The following is a 25,497-nucleotide window of genomic DNA, read 5'->3' as shown; positions in this document are numbered from 1 at the left end:
GCTTTCGCGATGGGACCTGGGCTGTAGTCCGCTATCTGGCGGCCCGGGGCCATGCCCGGGGCACTGCCCCGAGCATGACACCGTCTCGTTCAACCCTTGAAGGACAGCCCGCCTGCCAGCGCCAGGATACGGTCCTTGGTGGCGGCAAGGCTGTCCTTGTCGTAGGGCGTCGCCTGGCCCTGACCCCACACCGGGCCAGGCCAGGCGGGGTCGCCCTGGTGGCGAACGATGACGTGGATGTGCAGTTGCGCGACCATATTGCCGAGGCTGGCGATATTGAGCTTGTCGCCGCTGGCATAGGCCTTCAACGCCTTGCCGATGCGGGTGGCCTCTCGCCATAGCTGCTGCTGGTCCTGTTCGGACAGATCGTACACCTCGCTCACCTCGGCGCGGCGCGGGATCAGCACCAGCCAGGGATAGCGGGCGTCGTCCATCAGCCGCAGCTGACACAGTGGCAGTTCGGTGATGGGGTAGCTGTCCGCGACGAGGCGCGGATCGACGACGAAGTCGCTCATGCAAGGCCTCCAGGATGGTGTCCAGCGCCTAGGGTACATCAGAGCGGGTGGGCAGGGTGACAACGTAGATGATTCGAACAGAGGACGACAGATGACGCCAGTCGAGGGAGTGGCCCTGCTGCTTGCGGGTATCGTGGCAGGTTTTATCAATGTGCTGGCGGCCGGGGGCTCGATGCTGACCCTGCCGCTGTTGATGTTTCTGGGCCTGCCGCCGCAGGTGGCCAACGGTACCAACCGGGTGTCGATCACCCTGCAGAGCGTGTCGGCGGTGGCCAACTTCTTCCGCGCCGGTGCCCGTCATATCCGTCTCAGCCTGCGCCTGTCGGTGCCCGCGGTACTGGGCTCGATGCTGGGGGTGTGGCTGGCGCTCAGGGTCAGCGACGCCCTGTTCGAAACCATTTTGATGGTGGTGATGGTGGCCGCGGCGATCATCATGCTGTTGCCCCAGCCGAAGCTCGACACCCGCCCGCTGACCGTCGAGCGACTGACCCCTGGGGTCTATCTGGCGATGTTTGTCATCGGGCTCTATGGCGGCTTTCTGCAGGTGGGTGTCGGCATCCTGTTCATGATCGTGCTCTATCGCATGCTCAAGATCGATCTTGGCCAGGTCAACGCCTTCAAGGTACTGATCATCCTGGTCTACACCCTGCCGGCGCTGGCCATCTTCCTGTGGCACGACCAGGTGCGCTGGAGCTACGGCCTGGTGCTGGCTGCCGGCAGCATGACCGGGGCCTGGCTGGCGGTGAAGGTCAACATGAGTTCCCGTGGCGCCATGGTGGTCAAGTGGCTGACGGTGGCGGTGATTGCCGTGATCATCCTCAAGTTGGCGCTGTCATAAGCGGCCACGCGGCGGTCATGCTCAAGGTGGCGCTATCGTGAGGGTCTTCGCCGTGATCATCCTCAAGCTGGCGCTGTCATAAGCGGCTACGCGTTGGTCATGTTCAAGGTGGCGCTGTCGTGAGTGGCTTGGCACTGACGTGAAGGGGCTTCGCAGTAGCCGGACGGCGTCTGGCGTTGTGCCGTGTGGCGGATTACCTCGTCCGAGCGTTGGCTGGGAGGCTAGCGATGGGCGGTGATCGTGCTAGATTGTCAGAGGATGATGTATTTCGCTTACCTGCCTGGCTGCAAGGAGATAGGAACCATGAAAAGGATGCTGTCGTTGATTCTGGTATCAGTATTCACCCTGGCGCTGTTGAACGGCTGCAACACCGTTCGTGGGGTGGGCGAGGATATCGAGAAGGGTGGAGAGGCGATCCAGAAAAGCTCCAGCTAGCCAGAAAGGCTCGGTCTAGCCGGAAACATTCCCGCTAGACCGAGCCAGGAAACGTAGGGGCAGCGAGAAGAACCACGGCGGTGAGTCGCCTCGTCGTCGCTGTACTCCCGATGGGTGCTCTTTGTCGCCGTGCCTCTATCGCCGTGCCTCTGCTGACTCGCGCTATCCGTTTCTCCGTCGGAACTTTCCCGCCATTGCTGTCTCCAACAGGTTCCGTGTTCGTCGTCCCGACCGCCAGGTCTGTCAGTTGGCAACGAGTTGACCACGGCCTGTCCGTCAGGCGCAGCGCCGTGATAGGTTTTGAGGCGCGCTGCAGCGATACGAGGCTGGCGGGCGCTTGCACAAGGATTTCTGGCACTGGAGGCCATCGATGAAACCACTTCTTCCCCTGCTGCTGGTCGCGGCTCTGGCCGGCTGCTCGTCGTCGTCCGGCGGATCCGGCGAACCGGCACCGCTGCCGCCGGAGCGCGCTCCCATGGCCGAGGCCTGCGACGCCGAGGCGGTGCAGGGCCTGGTCGGCCAGAGCTACGACGCCAGCTTCGATGAACGGCTCAAGGCCGAGAGCGGGGCCAAGACGGTGCGGGTGCTGCGTCCCGGCGGGGTTGCCACCATGGACCTGCGGCTGGATCGCCTCAACGTGCGCCTGGATGATGCCGATGTCATCCGTGAGCTGGCCTGCGGCTGAGGGTCAGGCTGCCCGCCCTGCAATCGACAAGGCCGCCCTTCGGGGCGGCCTTGTTGTGTGGACTGGTTGTATGGACTGGTTGTGTGAAGACCTATCGAGCTGTCGGGGATGGCACGCCTTCAGCGCTCGCCCAGTTCCTGGTTCGTTCGCATTTCTTCCTCTTCGGCCTGCTTGCGCAACTTCTTGCGCAGCGCGGCTTTTTCGTAGCGCAGCTTGCGGATTGGCGTGTCCAGGGTCAGCGGAGGCACCGAGGCCGGGCGGCCGTCGGGGTCCACCGCCACCATGGTCAGGTAGCAGCTGTTGGTGTGGCGAATGACCTTCTGGCGGATGTCCTCCGCCACCACCTTGATGCCGATCTCCATGGAAGAGCGGCCCACATGGTTGACGCTGGCCAGAAAGGTCACCAGCTCGCCCACGTGGATCGGTTGCTTGAAGCGCACCTGGTCCACCGACAGGGTCACCACATAATGGCCCGAGTAGCGACTGGCGCAGGCGTAGGCGACCTCGTCGAGTTTCTTGAGGATGGCGCCACCGTGTACCTTGCCACTGAAATTGGCCATGTCGGGGGTCATCAGTACGGTCATGCTCAATTCGTGCTGACCCGGTAGGCTCTGTTCTGCCATCGAAGTTTCCTCGGAATACGGTGCGCGGGGGGGCTGTTGGCGTCTGTCTGGCGCTCCACCACAGCATAACGCCTTGCCCCCCGGCAAGGGGACAAGGCGCTCGTTGAAAGTCAGTTGTCGCCTCGGCTGTACAGGCCGCCAGGCGCCCGGCTGACGCTCCGGGAGGCCTCTACAGCCAGGTCAGGCAAACCGAGATGATGATGCCGGTGACGAACAGCTGGATCAGGCAGAAGCCCATGATGTCCTTGGCCTTTAGCCCGGCGATGCCGAGTACCGGCAGCGCCCAGAAGGGCTGCAGCAGGTTGGTCCAGGCGTCACCCCAGGCCACGGCCATGGCCGCACGGGGAATATCCACGCCAAGCGCCTGGGCGGCAGGAATGACCACCGGGGCCTGAACCGCCCACTGGCCGCCGCCGGAGGGCACGAACATGTTGACGATGCCTGCGCTGAGGAAGGTCCAGAACGGCAGGCTGGTCTCGGTGGCAAAGGAGATCATCGCCTCGGACATGGTCTCGGCCAGTCCCGACTGGATCATGATGGCCATGATGCCGGCGTAGAAGGGGAACTGGATGACGATGCCGGCGCCACCCTTGATGCCCTCGTGCAGGCTGTTGAGCAGGCTCTGGGGGGTGCGGTGGAGGATGATGGCCAGGAACAGGAACATGAAGTTGACCACGTTCAGGTTCAGACCGCCGCCGCCGACGAAGTAGCTGATTAGATAGATCAGACCCGGTACGCCTACCAGCAGCGCCAGGGTCATGCTGTTCTCGAGGCGCTCGGCCGGGCGGGTGATGCGTACCCGACGGTCCTCGTCATCTCCCAGCAGCGCCGGATCGACGTAGACGCTTTCCTTTTCGCCGGGCAGCATCAGCCGGTTGACCAGCGGCACCGCGATGAACAGGGCCAGCACGATCAACAGGTTGAAGTAGGAGAAGATCGTCTCGCTGGTGCCGATCACGCCGATCTGCTCCACCGAGAAGTGGCCATCGGTGGCGATGGTCAGCGGCACCGAGCCGGCAAGACCACCGTGCCAGACCACGAAGCCGGAGTAGGCGCTGGCCACCAGCAGGCGATAGTCCACCCGAATGACCCGGGCCAGCTCCTTGGCGAACAGTGCGCCGACCACCAGACCGAAGCCCCAGTTGATCCAGCTGGCCGCCAGCGACACCAGGGTCACCAGCAGGATGGCGGCGCCGGCATTGTTGGCGAGGCCTGCCAGGCTCTGCAGCAGTCGCTTGACCGGCGGTGAGCTTGCCAGCATGAAGCCGGTGACCAGCACCAGCAGCATCTGCATGGAGAAGCTCAGCAGGTTCCAGAAGCCGTCACCCCAGTAGGTGAGCACGGCCATGGGCGACTGGCGTTCGATGGCGATGGCTGCTGCGGCGGCGATGATCGTCAGCAACAGGACGAAGATGTAGGGATCTGGCAGATAGCGTTCCACCAGTTTCACGGCGGGTCGTGACAATGCTCTCAGCATGGCGTGTATCGCTTCTTCTGGTTGTGAAAGAGGGCCTTCCCGGGCCACTGGGAGTCAACGGTGCCGCAGCAGGCGCCCGTGAGTCAAAACCACCTGTAAGGCAGATAACGTCTCGGCACATTCACCATCGGTGATCTTCGGCCGTCGCTCCTCAGGCGGTGTCACGCCAGCGCGTGCTGCGATAGCGAAGATAGTAGGTCACAAGTACCGCCGAGCGCACTGCGGTAAAGGTCGTAAAGGCCAGCCACAGGCCGTGGTTGCCGAGCCCCTGGGTCAGCCACCACAGCGGCAGATAGACCGCCAGGCCGATGAAGATGGAGTTGCGCATTTCGGCAATCGCGGTGGCGCCGATGAAGACCCCATCGAGCAGGTAGCTCCACACCGCGATCAGCGGCATGGCGACCATCCAGGGCAGAAACTGGGCCGCCGTGGCGCGTACCTCCGGCAGGCCGGTAAGCAGCGCGATCAGGGCATTGCCGCCCAGCGCGAAGGCGAGGCTTGCCAGGGCCGCAGTGGCCAGCGAGCACAGCGCCGCCGCGCGCACCGAGAGAGCGAAGTCATCGAAACGACGGCGACCGATGGCGTGACCGGTAACGGCCTCGGCGGCGTTGGCGAAGCCGTCCAGGCCGTAGGAGGTCAGCATGATGAACTGCAGCAGCACCGCGTTGGCGGCCAGCACGGTGTCGCCCTGGGACGCCCCCTGGGCGGTAAAGAAGGCCTGGGCGAACAGCAGGCCAAGGGTGCGCACGAACAGGTTGGCGTTGACCGAGAACAGCTCCCGGTAGGCGCCAATGGTCAACAGCCGCGCCCGCTCGAAATGTCCGCCCAGTCGGCCCAGGCGTCGACGGCACAGCCACAGCCCCAGGGCGGCGGTGGTGTAGTCGGCGATTACCGTTGCCCAGGCCACGCCGTCGCTGGTCATGTCGAGTCCCACTACGAACAGCACATCGAGCACGATATTGACGCCGTTGTTGGTCAGCAGCAGCAACAGCGTCACCCGACTGTTCTGCTGGCCGAGGAACCAGCCGAGGATGGCGTAATTGGCCAGCACCGCCGGCGCCGACAGCAGACGAATGGCGGCGTAGCTCTCGGCGAGCCCGGTAGCCTCGGGGCTTCCATCCAGTAGCCACAGCCCCAGCGCGATCAGCGGGTCACCCAGCAGGATCAGCGCAAGTCCGATCCCTCCTGCCAACAGCAACGACTGCCCCAGCAGATGGCGCACCTGATCGTCGCGCTCGCGTCCCAGCGCCTGGGAGGTCAGGCCGGTAGTCCCCATGCGCAGAAAGCCAAACCCCCAGTAGAGGAAGCCGAACAGGGTCGCGCCCAGCGTCACTCCGGCCAGGTAGCGTGAGTCGGGCAGGTGGCCGACCACGGCGGTGTCGACGAGGCCCAGCAGCGGCACCGTGATATTGGACAGGATGATCGGCCAGGCCAGGCCGGCGATGCGCGGCAGGCGTTCGAGGGTGGACGAGAAGGTGCTGGTGGAGGTCGACACGATGAAAGGCCTGTTCGGCTGAAGGCAAGGGCGCAACGGGACGGCGGCGAGGTGGGCAAGTGTCCGGTGATGGGGGAAGGGGGTCAAGGCCATGACCCCAAGGCGACGGCCTCAAGGTAATGCCGTCGCCAGGCATGGCGGTCGCGTTGCGGGAAGTGGTTGCTCAGGGCAGGGCCATGTCTGGAGTTGAAATGTCCGATATATCATTCAAGTGTCATCTCGTGTGATGAAACAATCTGTATCTCCTGTTAATCAATAGATACGTTTGGTTTCATTCTAGAGGATGACAAAAATAGTCAGGATGACTACTAATAAAGAGAGGTCGATATTAATAAAAAAGGATTAATAAAAGGCAGAAGGTATAAGAAGAAAACAGGAATCACTCGCGAAAAGCTGACGATATACAAAGAAAAAAACGATTTTACGCAGGAGTGTCAAAATGAAAGTATTCCAGCGCTTTTCCCGGGGCGAGGCGGCCCCTGTGCGCAATATTTCCACCCTGAATCCCCCCCGCTACCGTGGACAGCGCGGTGCCAGCGCGATCGAGTATGCGATCATTCTTGCTATAATTGGTGTCGCGATCGTGCTCGCCGTTCAGAGCGGTGTCATGGATAGCATCACAGACCTGCTTGATACCCAGATATCAGGAATTACCGACAGTGGTGACGGTGACGGCACCTAGCCGTTGATTTTATATAGATTATAAAGGCCTTTCTTAATGTCACCTCTCCTATTAAGGGTGCTGGCTGGTGGTCTGGTGCTCTGCGCTCTGGTCATGGCCTTTATCGGCTGGTCGCTAAGTCGTACCGCGATGACGACGAGCGTCGATTCGGTGTCAGGCCCTGAGCCCACCCCTGAACCTCTGGGCCATCCGGTTCTGGTGGCGGCCAGGGACCTGGCAGCGGGGGAGCGTCCTGCCGATCTCGAAGACGCGTTGCGCCTGGCCTACTTCCCCGAGCCGCCTGCAAGCACCTTCTCTGCTCTCGATCAGTTGCCCGACACGCGCCTGGCACGTCCTCTGGCGGAAGGCGACGTGCTGCGTGAAAGCGGCTTTGTCGGTGGCAGCGCTCTGGCCGAGGTGGTGCCTCCGGGCTTTCGCGCGGTGGGGGTCGGCATCGATGCGGTGATCGGTGGCGGTGGTTTCGTCGCCCCGGGGGATCGCGTCGACGTGCTCTATTTTGCCGAGGCTCAGGGGGAAGGTGGCGAGCGACACCGCCTGGCGCGACGACTGTTTGCCGACGTGTCGGTGCTGGGGGTCGGCGAGCGACTGGTGGGCGTGGACGGTGACGACGAAAAGGGTGGAGAGCGCACCGCGGTGCTGGCGATGCCCGAGACCGAGACCGCCCGGCTGCTGCTGGCCGAGACCACCGGGCGGCTGCGCCTGGCGGTGGTGGGCAGCGAGGAGGCCGCCGGCTTTGGCGAGGGGATCGATGATCTGCGCATGATGGCAGGCGGCGCCAGCTTCCTGCCGGTATCCCTGGGCCAGAGCCTCAGTGAGCCGGGCCAGACCGTCAGCTTCGAGGAGTTGACCGGTGTCGAGCGACCGGCAGCGAAAAGTGCTCCCGCGCCGCCACAGACCGGCTATCGGGTGGTGCAGCACGTCGGCGCCAGTCGCAGCGTGGTCACCCTGCCGTGACGGCGGTGGAGGAAGCAGGCAGACAACCATAACGAGAGGCCGGTAGTCGCCGAGGGAAAGGCGAGATACCGCGCCCGCGCAGGGAACAGGAAGGACCATGACGCGAGACAATGAGATCGTCCCACGCAGATCGGGGCGCGGGGGTACGTGCGCCGGAACACCGGTTAGCCGTCTGGCGAACGCGGCCCCTTCGGCACCGTGCCTGATGTTCGGCCTTGGGCGTAGCCTGGTGCTTGGCCTTGTAGTCGGTCTGGCACTTATGCTGGCCGGCGTCACGACAAGCAACGGCCTGGCGCTGGCGCAACAGCCGCCGCTGACCCTGGCGGTCGGCGATCAGGAGTGGCTGGGCCAGCCCGGCCGTATCACCCGCACGGCGGTGGGGCGGGGCGACGTGGTCGAGGCCCAGGTTCTGGACCCGCGTTCGCTGCTGGTCACCGCGGTGGGGCCGGGCAGCACCACCCTCAAGGTGTGGACGGCGGGGGCGAGCCAGCCCCGCGAGACGTTCATTCAGGTACGTCCCGCCGGCGGCGAGGGGCTCGAAGGCGAGTACTCGCTGGCCCCCCATTCTTCCAGCGCCGAGATCCGTGGCGTTACGAGGTCGTTGGAACGCCACGATCAGGCGGTGTCACGCTTCGCTACCCCTCCCATCGATGCCAGCCAGCAGCTAGGCCCTGTTCAGGTGCAGACGGATATCCGCGTCGTCGAGGTCAACCGCAGTCGCATGGCTTCGGCCGGCTTCTTCATCGGTCGCAACCAGGCCGGCTCCACCCGCTTCGCGCTGGGGCGCAGCGACGAGACCCTCGACTTCCTTTCTGGCGGTGCGGTGGCACCCAACGCCGGAGACGGGGGCTTCTCGATCATCCAGGTCAACACCAGCGGGGTGCTGTCGGCGATCAGTGCGCTGAGCGCCAACGGCTTCGCCTACACCCTGGCCGAACCCAGCCTGGTCAGCCTGTCGGGCCAGACCGCCAGCTTCCTGGCCGGTGGCGAGTTTCCCTTCCCGGTGCAAAGCGGCGATGACGAGATCAGCGTCGACTTCAAGGAGTTCGGTATTCGCCTGCAGCTGACGCCGACGGTGCTCGATGAGCGTCGGATCATGCTCAAGGTGGCGCCCGAGGTGTCCGAACTCGACTTCTCCCGGGGCGTGCAGACCGCAGGAGTGGCGGTGCCGGCACTCAACGTGCGCAGGACCGACACCACCGTGCAGCTCGGCAACGGCGAGAGCTTCATCATCAGTGGCCTGGTCAGTCGCAACATCATCCAGAGCGTGGACAAGATTCCGGGGCTTGGCGATATCCCGGTGATCGGCAGCTTCTTTCGCTCCACCCGACTGGATCGCGACGAGAAGGAGCTGGTGATGATCGTGACCCCCCATCTGGTGCGGCCACTGGCTGCCGGCGTCGATCTGGGGCCGATGCCTGGGGAGGCTTTCGAGGACTATGACCCCAATTTTCTCGAGCTGATGTTCGATCCCCGTGATGCCCAGGAGATCCAGCGTGTCTCCGAGGTCGGCTTCAGTCCCTGAAGGTTGGCGTTCGACGGCTGGTGTTCGGCGATCAGGAGGATGCATGCACTTTCGTCAAAAGCGAGTCCAGGAAACTGAGCCCCAGTCCGCCCCGGTGGTGGGGCCTGGGCTGGTCAGCGAGTTGCACCAGCTGGTCATCGAGCGCCTCGAGGATGATTCACGGGGGCTGCTGGACGATCCGCTGCAGCTACGCCAGCGGGTACGGGAGCTGATCGAGGAGACCCTCAGACTCAGGGGCTACGCCCGCTCCGACGAGTGTCTCGAGCGGCTGGTCGAAGGTGTCTGCCGCGAGCTCAACGGCTTTGGGCCGCTGGAGCCGCTGCTCGCCGATGACGGTATCTCGGACATCCTGATCAACGGCCATTCCCAGGTGTTTATCGAGCGCGGTGGTCGGCTCGAACCCTGCGCGGTCAACTTCCTCGACGACGACCATGTGCTGAGGGTGGTGCGACGCATGCTGGCCCCCCTGGGTAAACGGCTGGACGAGTCGAGCCCCATGGTCGACGCGCGACTGGCCGACGGCTCCAGGGTCAACGCCATCATCGCGCCGCTGTCGCTCAATGGCCCCAGCGTGTCGATTCGCAAGTTTCGCCGCGAGGCGCTGGGGGCCGATGACCTGGTGGCCATGGGCAGTGTGCCGCCCAACCTCATGACCTTTCTGCGCCGGGCGGTGGAAGAGCGCTGCAATGTGCTGATCAGCGGTGGCACCGGTGCCGGCAAGACCACCCTGCTCAACGTCTTGAGTGGGGCGATACCGGCCAGCCAGCGAGTGGTGACCATCGAGGACAGCGCCGAGCTGCAGCTCGCGAGCCAACACGTGGTACGCCTCGAGACCCGGGCGCCAAACATCGAAGGCGAGGGCGAAGTCGGCGCCAGCGCCCTGGTCAAGAACGCCCTGCGCATGCGTCCTGACCGGGTGCTGCTGGGGGAGAGCCGGGGCGACGAGGTGCTCGACATGCTGCAGGCCATGAATACCGGCCACCAGGGCTCCATGAGCACGGTGCACGCCAACTCCGCCGGCGACGCCGTGGTGCGCCTGGAAATGATGGTACGGATGTCACGCTTTCAGGGCACCGACGCCCTGGTACGCCAGATCATCACCACCGCCCTCGATCTGATCGTCCATGTGGAGCGGGGCAGCGACGGCAAGCGTCGGGTGGCCGAGGTACTGCGAGTCGGTGGTCTCCAGCGCGGCGAAGTCCAGCTGGAGCCCTTGTACCGAGCCGGCGGTGGCGCGGTGCCCTCGCTGCAGCCACCGGGCGACGATGACTCACCGATCGGCTGGCGCCGGCTGCTGAGCTCCCTGCAGGAGCCTTCGCCATGACGGTCTGGGGGATGTTTTCGCTGGTAGCCCTCTGCCTGGGGGGCGCCGCCTGGCTGTTGCTGAAGAGCGCCAGTGCGCTTACAGAACGCGCCGCAGGTGGCACACGCACCGCCCGGCGGCGGCTGATGTCCCAGGATTCGTTGATGGAGTGGCTGGTGGAGAGGCTCACCGCGGCGGGGCTGCCGGCCTCGCCGGCCGTCGTGGCGCTGTCGGGAGGCTGCCTGCTGGTGCTGGCGATGCTGCTGCTGTCGAGGCTGGGGGCGGTGTGGGGACCCGCCATGGTGCTGGTCATGGTACTGGCAGCCAACGCCCTGATTCGCTTCAGAGCGGCAAGGCTACGACGCCGGGCGAGGCGCCAGCTTGGGCCCTTTCTTGGGCATATCACGCGAGGGCTCGGCGCCGGTCAGGGCCTGGAAACCGCCTTCGAACAGGCCATCAAACGCTCTCGACCGCCGTTGTCGGATGCCCTTTCCCGAGTAAAGCTGCGTCGCCAGCTGGGCCAGGAGCTGGACGAGGGCCTGGCCCGGGAGGGCCAGATACTCAGGCTCGACGAACTGCGGCTGCTGGCCACCGCGATACGCATCAATCAGCGTCACGGCGGCAGCCTTTCCGAGATGCTCGACGCCTTCGCCTCGGCCCTGCATCAACGCGAGCAAAGTGGCCGAGAACTCGCCGCCATGACCGGCGAGACCCGCGTCAGCGCCTGGGTGCTGGGACTGTCGCCGCTGGCGTTGACGCTGTTTATCCACTTCACCCAGCCGGAATTTCTGGCACCGATGCTCGAAAGCGCCGGCGGACGCCAGGCGTTGATGCTGGCGGTGGCGCTTCAGCTCGGCGGCGGCTGGCTGCTGTGGCGAATGCTCAAGTCGGTGTAAACCCGGGCGCGTCGCGACATGACGATAACGAACAGGAGGCGCGGATGTGGAACCTATGGTGGAGCGGGGCGGTGATGGCGTTGGCGCTGGCGGCGTCACTGCTGTTGATCAGCGCCCGCCGGCCGCTGGGCGCCGAGGGCGAGCGACGCCACGACGAATCCCGGCTGCTGCGCGAGGGGCGCGGCCTGTGGCGTAGTCGGTCCCGTCAGCAGGGTATGGCGGCGCGACTGTCGTTGCGCCTGCGCCAGTGCGGGCATGTCGGTGCCAAGGCGCAGCTTGCGGTGCTGCTGGCCTGGGGCGTGCTCGCTGTCGGTGCGGTGATGCTGGGGGGGCTTCTGGCGCTGGCCGGTGGTAGGCCACCGTTGGCGGTGGTCGCCATGGGAGCCGCCTGGGGAGGCTTCGCGCTCGGGCTCGGCTGGCTCGCCATGGAGCGCAAGCGGCGGCGGCGCATTCGACGACTCGATGAGGATATCGAGCTGGTGCTGCAGGTGACGCGGATGCTGTGGGACACCGGCATGACCCTGGAGAGCCTGCTCAACCGGCTGATCCAGCAGCTTGGTGCGACCACCCCGGACATGGTGCTGGAGCTTCGTGTCGTGGCCAATCGTATCGACAGCGGCCAGGACCGGGAACGGGTGCTGGAAGAGGCGGCCGCGGTGCAGGCCAGCGAAGGGGTCGAGCAGTTCTTTCTGCTGTTCGCCCAGATCGCCCGTACTGGCGGGCGAGCCAGGGACAGTCTGGCGACCCTGGTCGATCGCCTCGGGGCGCAGCGACGTACCCGACTGCAACAGAAGGTCAGCCAGCTCTCCGGCACCATGTCGCTGGTCATGATGCTGTGCCTGTTTCCCGCCCTGCTGATCGTCATGGCAGGGCCTGCGCTGGTCAACTTGGGCGGCCTGATGGGGTCGCTCGGTGGACCATGACAACGGATCGCTGGAGGCGCCCATGCGCATGACAACAACGCTGAACAAGCGCTCGCCATTACCGAAGATGCGTCCCCTGTGGCTGGTCACCGGTGTGGTGCTGATGACCGGATGCTCGAGTACACCGGATGGCCCGGCATCGATGGCGGCGCTGGGCGCGCTGTCGCCGGACATCTCGCGGGCCGCCCCGGAGCAGAGCGTCGGCCCCTGCGGCCGACGCTACGACGCCGAGATCGGCGTCGAGCTGTCGCTGATCCAGCGAATGCTGGACGACGACAAGCCGCGCTCGGCCGCGGCCCATCTAGAGGCCGGCGACTATGGTCTACCGCTGGCCTGGCGGCTTGAGGGCGAGGCGTTACGCGCCGTCGGCGACACTGTCGCCAGCGACCGGGCCTACGAGGCCCTGCTGGGCACCTGCCTGGCCGCAGACGGCTATCGCGGGATGGCCCGCAATGCCTTCAGCGAGGGACGGCGTGAGCAGGCGCTGGCGCTGATGCGCGAAGCCCGCCAGACACGGCCGATCGATCCACGCATTCGCAACGACCTGGGCTACCTGCTGATGCTGGCGGGGGACAATCGGGCCGCTGCCGAGGAGTTCCGCACCGCGCTCGAGCTGGACCCGGGGCACGAGCAGGCCGCCGCCAATCTGGTGCTGGCGCTGAGCCGCAGCGGACAGCGGCAGCGTGCCGCCGACGCCGCCCGGCACTTCGGCGTGGATGCAAGGCTGGTGGGCGTGCGCGATAGCGCTTCAGCCACGGTGCTCTCTGCATCGGCTCCGGCATCGCAGTCGCTACCACGTGCGCGGGCGCCGTCCGGGAGTGAAGAGTCATGAAGCCTCGTCGATCCATCCATCCGTGCAAGGAGCGCCTGTCCATGCTGTCGAACCTGTTGTCGAAAAAGACCTTGCTCGAGCCGCGAACGCTGGTCACCGTCGCCCTTATCTGCCTGCTGGTCAGCCTGGCGCTGGTGTTCTGGCCCGACAGCGCCAGCGCGCAGCAGACAGGAACCGCGCAGACAGGAACCGCGCAGGCCAGCTCCCAGGCCGTTGCCTCGTCGCAGGTCGTGCGCCTGCCGGCCACCCGGGATCCCTTCGGCGAGCGTACCCGCACGCTACTGGCCGTCCAGCGCGACGGGCGCCTGGCGTCACCCTCGCCCCAGGCGCTTTCGGGCAAGGTGCAAGGTCAGATCTACCAGCGTTATGTGGACAGCTTCGGCCACCCGATTCCTGAGCGCTATATCGAGACGGGCTTTGGCGAGGACTAGACGTGCCATGGCGCCATCGCCGCGGGTTGAGCCCTGGCCGAATCACGTAACCGGAAAGGCCAGAACCGGCTGGCCGGCGGACGATAGTGCTCAGGCGATTGGGCGAGCGAAGGAGCGCAGGTGTGGCCCAGCCTCCCAGCGTGGCGCCATCGGCGTGATGACCGCCTTCTTGCTGGTGGGGCTGGTGGTGGTGGTGACGCTGGCACTGGACGCCGGTCGCCTGTATCTCGAGCAGCGACGACTTCAGCAGGCTGCCGACCTGGCGGCGGTCTCGACGGCAGCAGGCTGCGACGCGCTGTTTCAGGGCGAGGCGTGCCGCTCGGGAGAGCTGCGCCAGGCCGCCATCACCGCCGCCGCGGCCAACGGCGTCGTCGTGGGCGCCGATAGCGAACAGGGTGAGGCCACTCTGGCGGTGACCCAGGGGGCGCTGGACGATGAAGGTGCTTTTGATGACGAGGCGGGACTGGCCAACGCCGTCAGGGTGGTCCTGAACCGCCAGGTGCCCAGCAGCCTGCTGGCCAACCTGGGAGAGCTGCTCGGGAACGAGGTGGAAGATCTGGTCATGCTCCAGGCCAGCGGTGTGGCGCGGCGAACCGCAGTGGTGACCCTGAGCGCCGGCACCCGCCTGCTTGCGCTCGATACCAGCGAGTCGACGCTGCTCGATGCGCTGCTCGGCAAGCTGATCGGGGGGAGTCTCAATCTCACCGTGCTGGGTGCAGATGACGGCGTGGGCCTGGACGTCAGCCTGGGCGAGGTGCTGGACGTGGAAGCGCTGGACGTCGACCTCGATGAGGGCCTGGCTCAGAACTTGGCCCAGACCTTGAACGAACCTCTGGATCTGCACACGCTGGGCAGTCGACTGGCATCGGTGTTGGATCTGGCGGGTGGCAACCCGGTGCTTGGCGACGCGCCGGGCGAGAGCTTCACCCTGGGCGAGCTGCTGGCGATCGATACCAGCGGCGAAGTGTCGATGACATCCTTGCTCGAGGCGCGCGTTCCGGTACGGGATCTGCTCGAAGGGGCGTTGCTGCTGACGACCAGCAAGCAGCAGGATGGCGTCAGCCTCGGCTTGGCCGATCTCTCCCCGCTTGTTGTCGGCCTGGGGCTAGGCCTTGCCGATATCTCGCTTGAACTCGACGTTATCTCGCCGCCGAGCATCGCCGTGGGCCCTCCAGGGCCCTCAGCGGCAAGCCTCGCGAGCGATTGTGCACCTTCCAGTTGCTATCGCAGCGTGGCACGCAACGCCCAGCTCGGGGTGGCGCTGGATATCGAGCTGAATGTTCTTGGGCTGATCGGTGTGAAGGCGAGCACGCGAGTGACCGGGGCCAGTGGCAAGGCGGCGATCGGTTCACTGGTCCCAGCGGACGATAACCTCGCGCTGACGCTCGCCGCCAGGCGCGAACTGCTCGAGGTCACCCAGTCGGTGGAGGGTGCTGGATTACTCGGCATCGGCTCGGTTTCGCAGACCGTGCGCTCCGGCGGGACTGGTGATGCCACGCAGCTCATCCGCTGGCCCACGCAGAAGGGGGCGGAGTTCGATGACCAGGGGGGGGCTCAACTGACCGGCGTGCTCAGCGGCCTGCTATCAGACCTGGGGCTCTCGGCGCTGTTGTCCGGGACCCTCACGGACGTCAATACGATACTGCTCGAGCCGCTGCTCGAGGGGTTGGGCATCGGTGTCAACACCCTGGAGGTGCGGGTGCTGGCGGTGGACGCCGGAGGCGTCGAGTCGTTGACTGCCTGCGAGGCAACCCAGGCCGGCTGTCGAGGAGGAACCTAGACCATGCATAGAGGCAAGGGCACGCGAGCGTGCCGCCAGGGCGGAGCAGTGGCCATCGAGTTTGCCATCGTGCTGCCGATCTTCCTGCTGTTGCTGTACGCCCTGGTCAGCTATTCGGTGGCCATGGTACAGCAGCACCAGTTGACCCAGGTGACCAGCGAGGCGGCCAGGTCTGCCGCGGTGGTGGCGAGCGCCCCCTGGCTCGCCGACGAGGATATGCTGGCCGAGGCCACCCAGCGAGTGCTGGGCAGCATCGAGGCCATGGGATGGATCGCCGACGATACCCCTGGCTGCATCGAAGGTGCCAGGGTGGCGATCGAGGACGACACCCTGACGGTGTGTCTTGAACGCTCGCTTTCGATAAAGACCTTGAGCGTGGCGGGCATCAGCGTCCCCGATCTGCCCGACGCCTTGAGTGGGCGGGCGGTGATCAAGCTCTAGCCGGCGTGCCGCCCCTGGCCTTGAAACGACACGAGCCGCCCTTGGGCGGCTCGTTGAGATTTGCGGGTCGTGGCTTGCGAGAGGTGGTGTGCGGGCCGTGGTGTGCGTCGTCGAGCAGGCCTGGCCCGTTGCCGGACTCAGGCAGCGGTGATGATGTGGTACTTCTCCATCAGCTTATCGTGGCTCTCGACCCGCTCCGGGTCCAGCGGAATGCAGTCCACCGGACACACCTGCTGGCACTGGGGCTCGTCATAGTGGCCCACGCATTCGGTGCACAGGTTGGGGTCGATGACGTAGATCTCCTCGCCGGGAGAAATGGCGCCATTGGGGCATTCCGGTTCGCAGACGTCGCAGTTGATGCACTCGTCGGTGATCATCAGTGACATTGGGGGTCCTCGCGCAGAGTCGTGGCCACAGGGCCAAGGCAGCGTGCCGCCGGAATCTCGCCGTCGCGAGGGGGCCGGGCAGGCTGCACGGGGGCTCGGCATGGCCGATAGCCACCCTGGAGTTCGGGATCAACGGGAAGACCACGGCCTGGTCGCAGCGCGCCGAGGTCAATTCCCAGTGTGATGGTCAAGTATTGTAATGGCTACGCAGGGTTTGTGCGACCTTGGGGTGCACATGCTTCGATATGTCGCCGCCCAGCCGAGAGATTTCTCGCACCAGGGTGGAGGAAATGTAGGAGTTCTCCACCTCTGGGGTCAGGAACACGGTCTCCAGGTCCGGCATCTGGGCGCGGTTCATGTTGGCCAATTGCAGCTCGTACTCGAAGTCGGAGACGGCGCGCAGCCCTCTCAGCAGCACCCGGGCGTTCTGCTCTTTCATGAACTCCGTCATCAGGCCGGAAAAGCCCACCACCTCGACGTTGCCAAGGGAGGCAACCACCTCGCGGGTCAGCGCCAGGCGGGTGTCCAGGTCCAGCGTCGGGCCCTTGCCAGGGCTCGAGGCGATGGCCACCACCACCTTGCCGAACAGCCGCGAGGCGCGCTCGATCAGGTCATAGTGGCCATTGGTGATGGGATCGAAGGTGCCAGGATAGATGGCGGTGGTCATCACCTCTTCTCCTGTCTCTCGTCAGCGAACGGCGTGTCCAGCTCGTCGCCGGCTTCGTCGAGCCGGCCGAAGGGATTGTCCACGCTCAGCGACACCGGCTGCTGGTAGCCGGGGATGTGGATGCTGTCGGCACCGACCTCAAGCTCAGGGCCTTCCAGCACGCCTTCACCGAAACGATAGCGCACGGCGAAGTGTCCCGCATCGGCCTGTTGGTGGTAGACGGCGGCCTGGGCCCGGGTCGCCTCGCGACGCTCGCGCCAGGCGGCCATGGCATCGGCGCCGTGGCGCTTGGCCAGCAGCCGTTCGGTGGCCTCGGGGGAGATCAGCACCCCGGTGGCGTTGTTGCCGCCAAAGCCCTTGGCGTTGATCAGGCTGGCGTCGGCCTTGAACGTCTGGGTGTCCTTGAACAGTCGCAGGCGCTCGGCGTGGACGTCGTCGGCGACCCGGTCGAGGGTACAGATGCCCGGCAGCAGACCGTAGGCGAAGCTGCCCAGGGCGTTGGTGAGCTGGTCGCCGGCGGCGCTGCCCTGGGAGTGGCCAAGGTAGGCCTTGATCGCCACCACCGGCCAGTCGGTGATGCCGTGGGCCTTGGCCACGGCGTCGAACACATGGGACTCGGTGGTGCGGTTCTTCGGCGTCGAGGTACCGTGGGCGTGGATATAGCTGCGTTCTCGCAGGCTGGTCTCGCCGAGCATGTCGCGAATCAGCGAGCAGGCCTTGCCCAGGGTCACGTAGTTGCCGATGCCGGGGGCCGAGATCGAACGCTTCCAGCCGTCGGCGTTGACGAACACCTCCGGTGCGGCGGCCAGGATATCGGCACCCACTTCCAGCGCCAGGCTGTCGTCCATCAGCATCACGAACTGGCTGGACTCCCCCATGGTAAAGCCGCAGTTGCGGGCGAAGGGGCGGCTGGCGCGCTGGTAGTCGGCGTCGGTCAGAAGCTCCAGGGCGTCCAGCGCCTTGAGGCTGTCGTCGTCGGCCAGCGCCCCCATGGTGCGAAAGCCCTCGATGATCTCGGGGGTGATCGGGGCGTCCGAGGTGCCGACCATGACGATGCGGCGGCGGCCGCTTCTGATGTCGTCGATGCCCAGGCGCAGGTTGTAGAGGAAGCTGGCGCAGGCGCCCAGAGCGGCGCCGGTGGCACCGACGCTACCCAGCACATAGGCATTGAGGAAGTCAGCGGGCATCTGGCCGTAGCCCAGCGGCATCTGCTTGGAGGTGGCGCGCTTGCCCGAGACGAAGCTCTTGAGCAGGCCTCCCCAGCCCTCGTCGTCGAGCTGACCGATGGAGTTGCCGGCATAGACGGCGATGGCGTCCGGGTCCAGGCGGTCGCGCAGCGAGTCCCAGTCGAGTCCACTGTCACCGAGGCAGTCGCTGGCGGCGAATACCGCCATGGACAGCCCGCGCGGGTGATGCACGCTACGGTAGAGCTGACTCGGGTCGAAGCCGCTGGGCAACTGGCCTGCGGCACGGACCTGGGCCTGGCGGGTCTCTGGCAGCATCACGTCCATCTGGCCGGCGGGTACCGTGACTTCCAGATGATGGCGATCGACCTCACGCACCTGCCAGGTGGGCGGCAGGTTGTCCGGTAGCTGCCTGCGGCGCAGGCGAAAGGTCAACGGCGATTCCAGCGCCAGGTTGGCGCGGCGATTGGCGGGCAGCCCCTCGTCATTGAAACGGGGATCCTCGATGCGACGAATCAGGGTGTGACTGAGCACCTGGTCGCGGGTCTCCTGCGCCAGCTGGGCGGCATCGAGCACCTGCCCCTGGGCGTTGTGCCAGCGCTGGTCGGCGTCGCAGTGCGCCAGGCGCATCATCGCCGCCAGGCCGAGCAGGGTGGAGGTCTGCTCGGCCTCGGGAAGGGCGTCGAGCACGGTGCGACGGAAGGCCTGGTGGCCCGAGGTACGGCCGGCCGGGTTGACGCCGCCCATGCCCACGATCACCGGTAAGTGTGACAAGCCGGAGTCCTCGTATTGAAGCGGGTGAAAGGCTCGCTCTCGGAGCGGAGAAACGACATTGAAGGGTGCTGCGACAGACCCGGACAGCCTGGCTGTCCGTGAACGAGGTAAAGTCGGCTCGACTCTCGTGTTGCCTTGCAGCGATAGCGTGACGATCGCCTGCAAGCGTCGGTCGAGAGGAGCCTGAACCTCACCATTCTGGCGGCGAGGAGTCGTGCCTCGCGCGATGCCGCGTGCGCCCCAAGCAAAACGCCGTTCGATATTGCCATGGGAGAGGGATTCAGGCCAGCGATGTTAGCACTTGGTCTTGCCTCAGTCATGCGCGTTTCGGTGAAGCCAAGGTGGAGAAAGGCTTGGCGCCGGGGCTCGCGCCTGGTCTCGATCGACAAGGTGGATGGTGAAGGCAGGGCGAGTCCTGCGGTGTAAGCCCCTGCTTACGCGTGAGGCACTTGATACACTGCACGCCAGGGCAAGACCAGGTCTTCGCCTCGCCGTTTCCACTGCCCGAGATCGCCCATGTCTGACGCCCCCCGCATCGTCACCTCGAACCAGACCGGCCCCCACGAGGACCTGCCGCGTCGGGTCAGTCGCGGTCTGTCCCATGTCTGGCGCAAGCCGCTGGCCGAGCACACCCGTGAAGCCTTCGCCGAGGCCGAGACCTGGCGCAGGGCTCAGGGTGAGCGAGGGCTTATTCTCGACGCCTGCTGTGGGGTCGGGCTGTCGACCCGCAAGCTGGCCGAGCGGTTTCCCGAGCACTGCGTGATCGGCGTCGATCGCAGCGCCGATCGACTGTCGCGGGACCACGGCCGGCTGCCGGACAACGCCCTGCTGGTGCGCGCCGACCTGGTCGACTTCTGGCGGCTGGCGCTGGCGGAAGGCTGGCGACCGGAGCGCCACTACCTGCTGTACCCCAACCCCTATCCCAAGTCGGTGCAGCTCAAGCTGCGCTGGCACGGGCATCCGGTATTTCCCGCCATCGTCGGTCTGGGCGGACGCCTCGAGGTGCGCTCCAACTGGCGTCTGTACATCGAGGAGTTCGCCATCGCCGTGTCCCGGGCCACCGGCGTCACCACACCGCTGGGGCCCTTCGACCCCGGCGATGACCCGCTCACCCACTTCGAGCGCAAGTACCATGAGCACCACCAGCCGCTGTGGCATCTGGTCGTCAACCTTGACCATCGCCCGGGGCTGATGCCCGGCATGTAAGCGGCCACTCGCCGACTCCCAGGCCGGCACTCTACCAGGGTGTTCACGGCAAATGGCTCACCGGGACGAATTGTGCTCTAGCGCGCGGAAGCTTTCGCCCAGGGTCCGGGCGAGCCAGCTGGCGATGGGGCCACGGGCGGCGTCGCGGCGGGCCACGGTCTCCACCTCGATGGTGGGGGGCTCGCCGAGTCCCGGTCCGGTCAGCTCGACCAGCTGGCGACGGAAGGGCGGATAGTGCGCGATGTGCTCCGGCACCAGCGACCAGCCAAGCCCGCGGGCGGTCAACTCGGCCATGGAGTAGAAGCTGTTGAGTCGCCAGTGCTGGGGGCTCAACGGTTGTTCGGCCTGACGGTCTGGCTGGCGCGAGGCGATCATCAGCTGGCGATGATGGGCCAGTTCGCTACGGGTCACCGAGTGGACGCTGGCCAGGGGGTGGTCGCTACCCGCCACCCAGCGCTGGCGCAGGTGGGCGATACGCTGACCCTCCAGCGGGCCGGCGGTGTGGGCCTGGCTCAACAGGATGCCGAGATGGGCGGTGCCCTGTTCGACCCAGTCGGCGACGTCGCCCTGGGCGCCGTAGAGCAGGGTCAGCGACAGCGCCGGGTAGTGTTGCGCCAGTGCCTCCAGGGTGGCATCCACCGGCGGCATCTCGACCAGCGCCTCGTGGATCGCCACCACCAGCTGGGCCTCTTCGCCCTGGGACAGGGTCGCGGCTCGCGCGTTCAGGCGCTCGCACTGGGCCAGTACCGCCCTGGCTTCCGGCAGCAGCGCCTGACCCGCCGGGGTCAGGGTTGGCGAGCGCGAACTGCGGTCGAACAACTCACAGGCCAGATCGAGCTCGAGATGGGCGATGGCGGTGCTCACTGCCGACTGGGCGCGGCCAAGGTGGCGCGCCGCGGCGGAGAAGGAGCCGCGCTCGGCGCAGGCAATGAACAGGCGCAGCTGATCCAGGGTCCAGTGCATGGGGCGGGTCTCACCTATCGTAAAACCTGATAGTAGCTACCTGGCAACCATCGTCCAAGTCACTAGAATAGCGATCCATCGATAGTCATCATGCCGTCGGCGGGGGTAGTCAAATGCGGTCGCTCAAGGAACGCCTGGTCCATATGGTGTCGTTTGAACTCGGCGGGCTGGTGATCGTCACCCCGTTGGCCAGCGTGCTGACAGGCCACGGTCTGGGTGAGATGGGCGCGCTGGCGGCGGGGCTGGCCACCGCCGCCATGCTCTGGAACCTGGTCTGGAACTGGCTGTTCGATCGCTGGCTGCCGACCCGTCGGCGCACCCTGTCCCAGCGTTTCGCCCAGGCCATGGGCTTCGAGACCGGGCTTCTGATCATGACCCTGCCGGCGGTGGCCTGGTGGATGGAGATCGGCCTGGTCGAGGCATTCTGGCTCGACGCCGGCTTCATGCTGTTCTTTCTGGTCTATGCCATGGTCTTCAATTCCCTGTTCGACCGCATCGTCGAACGTCGACTCCACGGAGCAAACGGATGAGCTACTTGTACCTGGCGCTCGCCATCGTGGCCGAGGTCATCGCCACCTCGGCGCTCAAGGCCTCCAACGAGTTCACCCGGCTGTGGCCAAGCGTGGTGGTGGTGGTCGGCTACCTGGCGGCCTTCTATCTGTTGTCACTGGTGCTGCGCAGCGTGCCGGTGGGCATCGCCTACGCCTTCTGGGCGGGGCTTGGCATCGTGCTGGTGACCCTGGTGGGTATCGTGGTCTACGGCGAGAAGCCAGACCTTCCCGCGGTGATCGGGTTGACCATGATCGTGGGGGGGGTCGCTGTCATTCAGCTGTTTTCCTCGGTGTCTTCTCACTGATGGGGTGGTTCGTCGTGTGACCGGGTTGAGTCGTTGCCGCCCAGCAGGTCGGTGCGGCCTTCCGGCGGCGTCGTAGTGCCGATGGACTGCTCGATGGCCCGGCGTTCGGTCTCGAGGCCGCCTTCGGCACTGGTGACGTCGGCATTATCACTGGCCGGGACGACGTTGCTCGGTGCTGTCGTGGACGGTGTCGCGACTCCCTGAGGCGGCTCGACGGCGGAGACATCTGATGGGGAAACGACGGGTACCCCCTGGGGAAAGATGATTTCCCGGGCCTCGTCCGGCATCGAGATACCGGCTTCGGTCAAGGTGTTCTTGATCTGGCGCAGAACTGCCGAGCGCAGCTTGACGCCGGCGATGGTCTGGCCGTCAAACCAGAAGTAGGCCTTGAGATTGACCGTGGATGCGCCAAGGGCATCGACCAGTACCATGGGTTCGGGGTGCGCGATGATCGCTTCGTGCGCGGTCAGAACCTGATGAATCAGTGTCTGGGCATGGGTGACAGAGTCATCGTAGCCGATGCCGATATCGACGCTGGTCCTGAGGCCTGGTGAGGTGGAGTAGTTGATGACGATCGTCTTGAAGATCGTGGCATTGGGAATCTGAATATGATTGCCCTCGGCAGACAGCAGCACCGTCGAGCGGGCGTTCATGCTTTGCACGATTCCGCTGTGCTCTGCGACGGTGATCCAGTCGCCGCGACGAAAGGGCTGGCGTATCGACATGATCAGCGTGGCCAGGAAGTTCTCGGCGATGTCGCGAAAGGCAAAGGATACGACAATGCCGATCATGCCGGCGCCGCCGACCACGGAAAACGCCAGGCCGGTCAACCCTGCGACCTGCAGGATGAGATAGATGCCGAGCAGCAACACAGGAAGGGCGATGGCACGGGCCAGCACCTGGCGTAGAAAGGGCGAGGCGACACGCTTGCGCAACAGACGCCTGGCCAGCGCCGAGACCAGGCGTGCAAGCAGCCAGGCCAACGGCAGCACCAGCAACGCCAGCAAGGCCAGCGGTACATAGGTCAGCGCCTCGCGGCCAAAGCGCCCAAGTTCGTCGATGACCGGCGTCAGTGACAGCGTGAATTCGGGCTGCACCTCGATGCGATTGACGACGGCGACAACGCCCTCGGTCTTGGCGGCCAGGGAACCGGCCCAGTCGCGGTGGTTCCCCGAGGCCGTCGCACCGTCCAGGTAGACGATGCCTTCCTTGACCTCGACGGCGAGACTACGATACCAGCCGGCCGAGGCCAGAATGCCGGTCAATCGACGTTCGATATCGGCATCCTCGGTGCGCTCGGAGACCGCGATCGTCTGGGTGCCCTCGACGCTCGGCGCATCCTGGGCACGTGCGCTGCTGTCGAGTACGACGTTGCCAAGCATGGTGCCAAGGATCAGTACGTACAGGATCCCGCGCATGGCCTTTCTCCACGAATGCAAGTCGCTTCTCAGCATGCTGGTATTTTCCTGGCTTAGCCACTGCTGGCTGTGCTTGGCTGGCGCTGTTTCTGCTCGTCGATACGCGCGGTCGTGCGTCGGGTGACGTCGGTCGAAGAAGGCGGGTGGTTCTCCGAGGATTGCGAGAATCGTCACCGATCCGCCGCCGCCACGGTTGCTTAGAGAGCGTGCGTGGTCATGTCATCAAGCTATAGTCGAATCCTTGGACGCCAGGCGGTAGACTCGGCCCTCGTTGCGCCGCATGGGCGCAACGCCCGTTCATCGCAGGGAAGTCTTCATGTCGCCTCGCTCGCCATTCGCCTGGCCCGTTCTCCTCGTTTCCGCCCTGGTGGCGTTGTGCCTCACGCTGTTGTCCGCCGCCTCGGCGCAGGCCGCCGGCTTCGGCAATCTGGCCGAATTATCCAAGCAGGGCTTTCTGATCAGTGCCGAGGCACGTCTGCTCGGCACCGGTGATGCGCCCGGCGAGACCCTCGGCAGCCTGACCCCGGAGCGCCAGCTCACCCCGGCCTCGGTGACCAAGGTCTACACCGCGGCAGCGGCGCTGGATGCCTGGGGCCCGCAGCATCGTTTCACCACCGAGCTTGTCAGCACTGCGCGCCCGGGAAGCGACGGTACCCTGGCCGGCGATCTGGTGATGGTGGGGGGAGGCGATCCCAGCCTGACCAGCGAGGACCTGTGGCGCCTGGCCCAGCGTCTGCACCAGGCCGGGGTGCGCCGGGTGACCGGTCGGCTGGTGGTCAGTCAATGGCGCTTCGGTCCGGTGACCTGCCGGACCATCGATCGCTGCACCGCCCGCGAGCGCTCCGACAACGCCTACAGCGCGCTACTGACGTCGGCCGGGGTCAACTACGGTAGCTGGTGCGTGCAGGTGGCGCCTGGTGCCGTCGGCGGCCCGGCGCGTATCACCGGCTGCAACAGCCAGGCGCCGCTGTTCGCGGTCAACAACAGGGTCACCACCCAGGGCGCCAACGCCGGCACCAGCCTGCAGGCGACCCGGGTCAATGGCGCCGAAGGCGAGACCCTGACGGTCAGCGGCCAGATTTCGTCCAACGCCCTGCCGCGCGAGGTCTACCGTGCCAGCGCCGATCCGGCGGCCCAGACGGCGGCGACCCTCAACGCCATGCTGGCGCGCTCCGGCATCCTCGTCGAAGGCGGCGTGGCCACCAGCAGCGAGGCGCCCCCCGGCGGCGCCCGTCGCCTGGCAGCGGTGGACGGCAAGCCGCTGCAGGAGATCCTGCTGCGCATGCTCAACTACTCCAACAACTACATGGCCGATGTGCTGGCGCTGGATCTGGTGGAGGGGCCGCGGGTCGAACTCGATCAGGCCGGTGCGGCGCTGGAGGCCTTCGTCGCCCGGGTGCCTGGCCACGGCGAGGTGACCCTGGAAAGCGGCAGCGGCCTGACCACCGGTAACAAGATCTCGGCCCGGGGCGGCAACGCCCTGCTCGAGTACATGTTCGGGCGGGCGGACCTGTTCCCGGTGTTCAACGCCGGCCTGCAGGCCCCGACCAACGGCCCCATGCGCTTTATCCGGCGCGGCTCACCGACCTTCCAGAGCCACGTGACGCTCAAGACCGGCACCCTCAATCAGCCGGTGGCGGTACGCGCGGTAACCGGCTACTTCCGTACCGCCAGCCACCGCTTCGGCGTTTTCACCGTGCTGGTCAACGGCACCGCCAACACCCCTTACATCAGCTGGGCCAGGGTCCTTGACCTGGTATCCCTGGATCTCGACCGCATGATTGCCAACCACTGAGGGGCCGGGAGCGCCCCTTTCGCCACGAGGAACCCTCATGAAGCCCGGACACACCGGCTGGCGCCACCTGATTCACTCGACGCGTTACTCGCTCAAGGGCCTGCGGGCCGCCTTTCGTCACGAATCTGCCTTCCGTCAGGAACTCGCGCTGTGCCTGGTGCTGGTACCGCTGGCCTGGTGGATCGGTGACACCCCGGTGGAGTGGATCCTGCTGGTCGGTAGCTGCTTCATGGTGCTGATCGTGGAACTGCTCAACAGTGCCATCGAGAGCGTGGTCGATCGCATCGGCCCCGAGCGCCATGTGCTGTCCGGTCGGGCCAAGGACATCGGCTCGGCGGCGGTGATGCTGTCGCTGGCGATGGCGGGGCTGACCTGGGGACTGCTGGCCGTGGAGAAATTCCTGATGGCATAGG

General features: G+C 65.8%; 27 protein-coding genes. 18 read left to right on the top strand and 9 right to left on the bottom strand.

Translation table 11 applies throughout. The annotated features are described in order from the left end of the window. Positions 1 to 89: 89 nt before the first annotated feature. Complete coding sequence (locus tag KUV74_RS04910) at positions 90 to 515, bottom strand: HIT family protein (protein WP_045991397.1); 426 nt, start codon at positions 513 to 515, stop codon at positions 90 to 92. Positions 516 to 606: 91 nt separating this feature from the next. Between KUV74_RS04910 and KUV74_RS04905 the strand changes: the two genes are divergently transcribed. From KUV74_RS04905 to KUV74_RS04895, 3 genes are all read left to right on the top strand, one after another. Then, positions 607 to 1,353 carry a sulfite exporter TauE/SafE family protein gene (locus tag KUV74_RS04905; protein ID WP_124804986.1) on the top strand — a complete coding sequence of 249 codons (747 nt, stop codon included), beginning with the start codon at positions 607 to 609 and terminating at the stop codon, positions 1,351 to 1,353. Between the two features lie 303 nt (positions 1,354 to 1,656). Beyond that, positions 1,657 to 1,788: an entericidin A/B family lipoprotein gene (locus KUV74_RS04900; protein WP_045991399.1), complete on the top strand. Its 132-nt coding sequence runs from the start codon at positions 1,657 to 1,659 to the stop codon at positions 1,786 to 1,788. A 370-nt stretch (positions 1,789 to 2,158) separates the two neighbouring features. Further along, positions 2,159 to 2,473 (top strand): I78 family peptidase inhibitor, encoded by a 315-nt coding sequence (locus KUV74_RS04895; RefSeq protein WP_045991400.1) that lies wholly within the window; start codon positions 2,159 to 2,161, stop codon positions 2,471 to 2,473. Positions 2,474 to 2,592: 119 nt separating this feature from the next. Here the strand turns inward: KUV74_RS04895 and KUV74_RS04890 are convergent, their stop codons facing one another. The 3 genes from KUV74_RS04890 to KUV74_RS04880 form a co-directional block, all read right to left on the bottom strand. Then, positions 2,593 to 3,096 (bottom strand): acyl-CoA thioesterase, encoded by a 504-nt coding sequence (locus KUV74_RS04890; RefSeq protein ID WP_045991401.1) that lies wholly within the window; start codon positions 3,094 to 3,096, stop codon positions 2,593 to 2,595. A 169-nt stretch (positions 3,097 to 3,265) separates the two neighbouring features. Next, entirely contained in the window at positions 3,266 to 4,573 is a 1,308-nt protein-coding gene (locus KUV74_RS04885; protein ID WP_045991402.1) for a short-chain fatty acid transporter, read from the bottom strand. Between the two features lie 151 nt (positions 4,574 to 4,724). After that, on the bottom strand, positions 4,725 to 6,068 hold the full coding sequence (locus KUV74_RS04880) for an MATE family efflux transporter (RefSeq protein WP_315900717.1): 1,344 nt from the start codon (positions 6,066 to 6,068) through the stop codon (positions 4,725 to 4,727). A gap of 439 nt (positions 6,069 to 6,507) precedes the next feature. Here KUV74_RS04880 and KUV74_RS04875 point away from each other — a divergent pair, with 439 nt between their 5' ends. From KUV74_RS04875 to KUV74_RS04830, 10 genes are all read left to right on the top strand, one after another. Beyond that, positions 6,508 to 6,750 carry a Flp family type IVb pilin gene (locus KUV74_RS04875; RefSeq protein ID WP_222515743.1) on the top strand — a complete coding sequence of 81 codons (243 nt, stop codon included), beginning with the start codon at positions 6,508 to 6,510 and terminating at the stop codon, positions 6,748 to 6,750. 36 nt (positions 6,751 to 6,786) lie between these two features. Continuing rightward, positions 6,787 to 7,704, top strand: a complete 918-nt coding sequence (cpaB, locus tag KUV74_RS04870) for a Flp pilus assembly protein CpaB (protein WP_222515742.1) — start codon at positions 6,787 to 6,789, stop codon at positions 7,702 to 7,704. A 229-nt stretch (positions 7,705 to 7,933) separates the two neighbouring features. After that, positions 7,934 to 9,229, top strand: coding sequence for a type II and III secretion system protein family protein (locus KUV74_RS04865; protein ID WP_222515741.1), 1,296 nt, complete (start codon positions 7,934 to 7,936; stop codon positions 9,227 to 9,229). 43 nt (positions 9,230 to 9,272) lie between these two features. Continuing rightward, the gene (locus tag KUV74_RS04860) at positions 9,273 to 10,553 is read left to right on the top strand and encodes a CpaF family protein (protein ID WP_222515740.1); all 1,281 of its coding nucleotides are present in this window, start codon (positions 9,273 to 9,275) and stop codon (positions 10,551 to 10,553) included. Continuing rightward, positions 10,550 to 11,428: a type II secretion system F family protein gene (locus KUV74_RS04855; RefSeq protein WP_222515739.1), complete on the top strand. Its 879-nt coding sequence runs from the start codon at positions 10,550 to 10,552 to the stop codon at positions 11,426 to 11,428. Before KUV74_RS04860 ends, KUV74_RS04855 begins: the two co-directional genes overlap by 4 nt. Before the next feature lie 44 nt (positions 11,429 to 11,472). After that, positions 11,473 to 12,351: a type II secretion system F family protein gene (locus KUV74_RS04850; RefSeq protein WP_045991405.1), complete on the top strand. Its 879-nt coding sequence runs from the start codon at positions 11,473 to 11,475 to the stop codon at positions 12,349 to 12,351. A 22-nt stretch (positions 12,352 to 12,373) separates the two neighbouring features. Continuing rightward, a complete protein-coding gene (locus KUV74_RS04845) occupies positions 12,374 to 13,183 on the top strand; it encodes a tetratricopeptide repeat protein (RefSeq protein ID WP_222515738.1) in 810 nt (269 codons plus the stop codon). Beyond that, a complete protein-coding gene (locus KUV74_RS04840) occupies positions 13,180 to 13,614 on the top strand; it encodes a DUF3613 domain-containing protein (protein ID WP_222515737.1) in 435 nt (144 codons plus the stop codon). Before KUV74_RS04845 ends, KUV74_RS04840 begins: the two co-directional genes overlap by 4 nt. 154 nt (positions 13,615 to 13,768) lie before the next feature. Then, positions 13,769 to 15,394: a pilus assembly protein TadG-related protein gene (locus tag KUV74_RS04835; protein WP_222515736.1), complete on the top strand. Its 1,626-nt coding sequence runs from the start codon at positions 13,769 to 13,771 to the stop codon at positions 15,392 to 15,394. Between the two features lie 3 nt (positions 15,395 to 15,397). Then, positions 15,398 to 15,835, top strand: coding sequence for a TadE/TadG family type IV pilus assembly protein (locus KUV74_RS04830; protein ID WP_222515735.1), 438 nt, complete (start codon positions 15,398 to 15,400; stop codon positions 15,833 to 15,835). Positions 15,836 to 15,972: 137 nt separating this feature from the next. Here KUV74_RS04830 and KUV74_RS04825 read toward each other — a convergent pair whose 3' ends face one another. From KUV74_RS04825 to KUV74_RS04815, 3 genes are all read right to left on the bottom strand, one after another. Further along, positions 15,973 to 16,221 (bottom strand): YfhL family 4Fe-4S dicluster ferredoxin, encoded by a 249-nt coding sequence (locus tag KUV74_RS04825; RefSeq protein WP_222515734.1) that lies wholly within the window; start codon positions 16,219 to 16,221, stop codon positions 15,973 to 15,975. 187 nt (positions 16,222 to 16,408) lie between these two features. Continuing rightward, complete coding sequence (coaD, locus tag KUV74_RS04820; RefSeq protein WP_045991410.1) at positions 16,409 to 16,888, bottom strand: pantetheine-phosphate adenylyltransferase; 480 nt, start codon at positions 16,886 to 16,888, stop codon at positions 16,409 to 16,411. Then, entirely contained in the window at positions 16,888 to 18,819 is a 1,932-nt protein-coding gene (locus KUV74_RS04815) for a beta-ketoacyl synthase (RefSeq protein WP_222515824.1), read from the bottom strand. The genes coaD and KUV74_RS04815 overlap by 1 nt, the downstream gene beginning before the upstream one ends. Positions 18,820 to 19,362: 543 nt before the next feature. Between KUV74_RS04815 and KUV74_RS04810 the strand changes: the two genes are divergently transcribed. Further along, complete coding sequence (locus KUV74_RS04810) at positions 19,363 to 20,052, top strand: tRNA (guanine(46)-N(7))-methyltransferase TrmB (protein ID WP_045991412.1); 690 nt, start codon at positions 19,363 to 19,365, stop codon at positions 20,050 to 20,052. A gap of 57 nt (positions 20,053 to 20,109) precedes the next feature. On the opposite strand, the gene KUV74_RS04805 is transcribed toward KUV74_RS04810, so the two are convergent. Further along, the gene (locus tag KUV74_RS04805; protein WP_222515733.1) at positions 20,110 to 21,015 is read right to left on the bottom strand and encodes a LysR family transcriptional regulator; all 906 of its coding nucleotides are present in this window, start codon (positions 21,013 to 21,015) and stop codon (positions 20,110 to 20,112) included. Positions 21,016 to 21,128: 113 nt separating this feature from the next. On the opposite strand from KUV74_RS04805, the gene KUV74_RS04800 reads away from it, so the two are divergent. Together KUV74_RS04800 and KUV74_RS04795 are read left to right on the top strand one after the other, a co-directional pair. Continuing rightward, positions 21,129 to 21,545 carry a PACE efflux transporter gene (locus KUV74_RS04800; RefSeq protein WP_124804978.1) on the top strand — a complete coding sequence of 139 codons (417 nt, stop codon included), beginning with the start codon at positions 21,129 to 21,131 and terminating at the stop codon, positions 21,543 to 21,545. Then, entirely contained in the window at positions 21,437 to 21,871 is a 435-nt protein-coding gene (locus KUV74_RS04795) for a DMT family transporter (protein WP_286985600.1), read from the top strand. Before KUV74_RS04800 ends, KUV74_RS04795 begins: the two co-directional genes overlap by 109 nt. On the opposite strand, the gene KUV74_RS04790 is transcribed toward KUV74_RS04795, so the two are convergent. After that, a complete protein-coding gene (locus KUV74_RS04790) occupies positions 21,865 to 23,289 on the bottom strand; it encodes a mechanosensitive ion channel family protein (protein WP_222515732.1) in 1,425 nt (474 codons plus the stop codon). The genes KUV74_RS04795 and KUV74_RS04790 overlap by 7 nt on opposite strands. A gap of 316 nt (positions 23,290 to 23,605) precedes the next feature. On the opposite strand from KUV74_RS04790, the gene dacB reads away from it, so the two are divergent. Together dacB and KUV74_RS04780 are read left to right on the top strand one after the other, a co-directional pair. After that, positions 23,606 to 25,084, top strand: a complete 1,479-nt coding sequence (dacB, locus tag KUV74_RS04785; RefSeq protein ID WP_108131161.1) for a D-alanyl-D-alanine carboxypeptidase/D-alanyl-D-alanine-endopeptidase — start codon at positions 23,606 to 23,608, stop codon at positions 25,082 to 25,084. A gap of 37 nt (positions 25,085 to 25,121) precedes the next feature. Beyond that, positions 25,122 to 25,496 carry a diacylglycerol kinase gene (locus KUV74_RS04780; protein ID WP_045991417.1) on the top strand — a complete coding sequence of 125 codons (375 nt, stop codon included), beginning with the start codon at positions 25,122 to 25,124 and terminating at the stop codon, positions 25,494 to 25,496. Position 25,497: the final 1 nt, after the last annotated feature.

Source organism: Halomonas sp. DP1Y21-3 (assembly GCF_019801245.1).
Classification (GTDB): domain Bacteria; phylum Pseudomonadota; class Gammaproteobacteria; order Pseudomonadales; family Halomonadaceae; genus Halomonas; species Halomonas litopenaei.
The sequence above is the reverse complement of the archived record's forward strand: the minus strand, read 5'-3'. Positions and strand labels throughout refer to the sequence as shown.

Bases quoted from the DNA above. Each gene is read 5' to 3' on its own strand.
- KUV74_RS04910 (WP_045991397.1), bottom strand. From the start codon at position 515: ATGAGCGACTTCGTCGTCGATCCGCGCCTCGTCGCGGACAGCTACCCC.
- KUV74_RS04905 (WP_124804986.1), top strand. From the start codon at position 607: ATGACGCCAGTCGAGGGAGTGGCCCTGCTGCTTGCGGGTATCGTGGCA.
- KUV74_RS04900 (WP_045991399.1), top strand. From the start codon at position 1,657: ATGAAAAGGATGCTGTCGTTGATTCTGGTATCAGTATTCACCCTGGCG.
- KUV74_RS04895 (WP_045991400.1), top strand. From the start codon at position 2,159: ATGAAACCACTTCTTCCCCTGCTGCTGGTCGCGGCTCTGGCCGGCTGC.
- KUV74_RS04890 (WP_045991401.1), bottom strand. From the start codon at position 3,096: ATGGCAGAACAGAGCCTACCGGGTCAGCACGAATTGAGCATGACCGTA.
- KUV74_RS04885 (WP_045991402.1), bottom strand. From the start codon at position 4,573: ATGCTGAGAGCATTGTCACGACCCGCCGTGAAACTGGTGGAACGCTAT.
- KUV74_RS04875 (WP_222515743.1), top strand. From the start codon at position 6,508: ATGAAAGTATTCCAGCGCTTTTCCCGGGGCGAGGCGGCCCCTGTGCGC.
- cpaB (WP_222515742.1), top strand. From the start codon at position 6,787: ATGTCACCTCTCCTATTAAGGGTGCTGGCTGGTGGTCTGGTGCTCTGC.
- KUV74_RS04860 (WP_222515740.1), top strand. From the start codon at position 9,273: ATGCACTTTCGTCAAAAGCGAGTCCAGGAAACTGAGCCCCAGTCCGCC.
- KUV74_RS04855 (WP_222515739.1), top strand. From the start codon at position 10,550: ATGACGGTCTGGGGGATGTTTTCGCTGGTAGCCCTCTGCCTGGGGGGC.
- KUV74_RS04850 (WP_045991405.1), top strand. From the start codon at position 11,473: ATGTGGAACCTATGGTGGAGCGGGGCGGTGATGGCGTTGGCGCTGGCG.
- KUV74_RS04845 (WP_222515738.1), top strand. From the start codon at position 12,374: ATGCGCATGACAACAACGCTGAACAAGCGCTCGCCATTACCGAAGATG.
- KUV74_RS04840 (WP_222515737.1), top strand. From the start codon at position 13,180: ATGAAGCCTCGTCGATCCATCCATCCGTGCAAGGAGCGCCTGTCCATG.
- KUV74_RS04830 (WP_222515735.1), top strand. From the start codon at position 15,398: ATGCATAGAGGCAAGGGCACGCGAGCGTGCCGCCAGGGCGGAGCAGTG.
- KUV74_RS04825 (WP_222515734.1), bottom strand. From the start codon at position 16,221: ATGTCACTGATGATCACCGACGAGTGCATCAACTGCGACGTCTGCGAA.
- coaD (WP_045991410.1), bottom strand. From the start codon at position 16,888: ATGACCACCGCCATCTATCCTGGCACCTTCGATCCCATCACCAATGGC.
- KUV74_RS04815 (WP_222515824.1), bottom strand. From the start codon at position 18,819: ATGGGCGGCGTCAACCCGGCCGGCCGTACCTCGGGCCACCAGGCCTTC.
- KUV74_RS04810 (WP_045991412.1), top strand. From the start codon at position 19,363: ATGTCTGACGCCCCCCGCATCGTCACCTCGAACCAGACCGGCCCCCAC.
- KUV74_RS04805 (WP_222515733.1), bottom strand. From the start codon at position 21,015: ATGCACTGGACCCTGGATCAGCTGCGCCTGTTCATTGCCTGCGCCGAG.
- KUV74_RS04800 (WP_124804978.1), top strand. From the start codon at position 21,129: ATGCGGTCGCTCAAGGAACGCCTGGTCCATATGGTGTCGTTTGAACTC.
- KUV74_RS04790 (WP_222515732.1), bottom strand. From the start codon at position 23,289: ATGCGCGGGATCCTGTACGTACTGATCCTTGGCACCATGCTTGGCAAC.
- dacB (WP_108131161.1), top strand. From the start codon at position 23,606: ATGTCGCCTCGCTCGCCATTCGCCTGGCCCGTTCTCCTCGTTTCCGCC.
- KUV74_RS04780 (WP_045991417.1), top strand. From the start codon at position 25,122: ATGAAGCCCGGACACACCGGCTGGCGCCACCTGATTCACTCGACGCGT.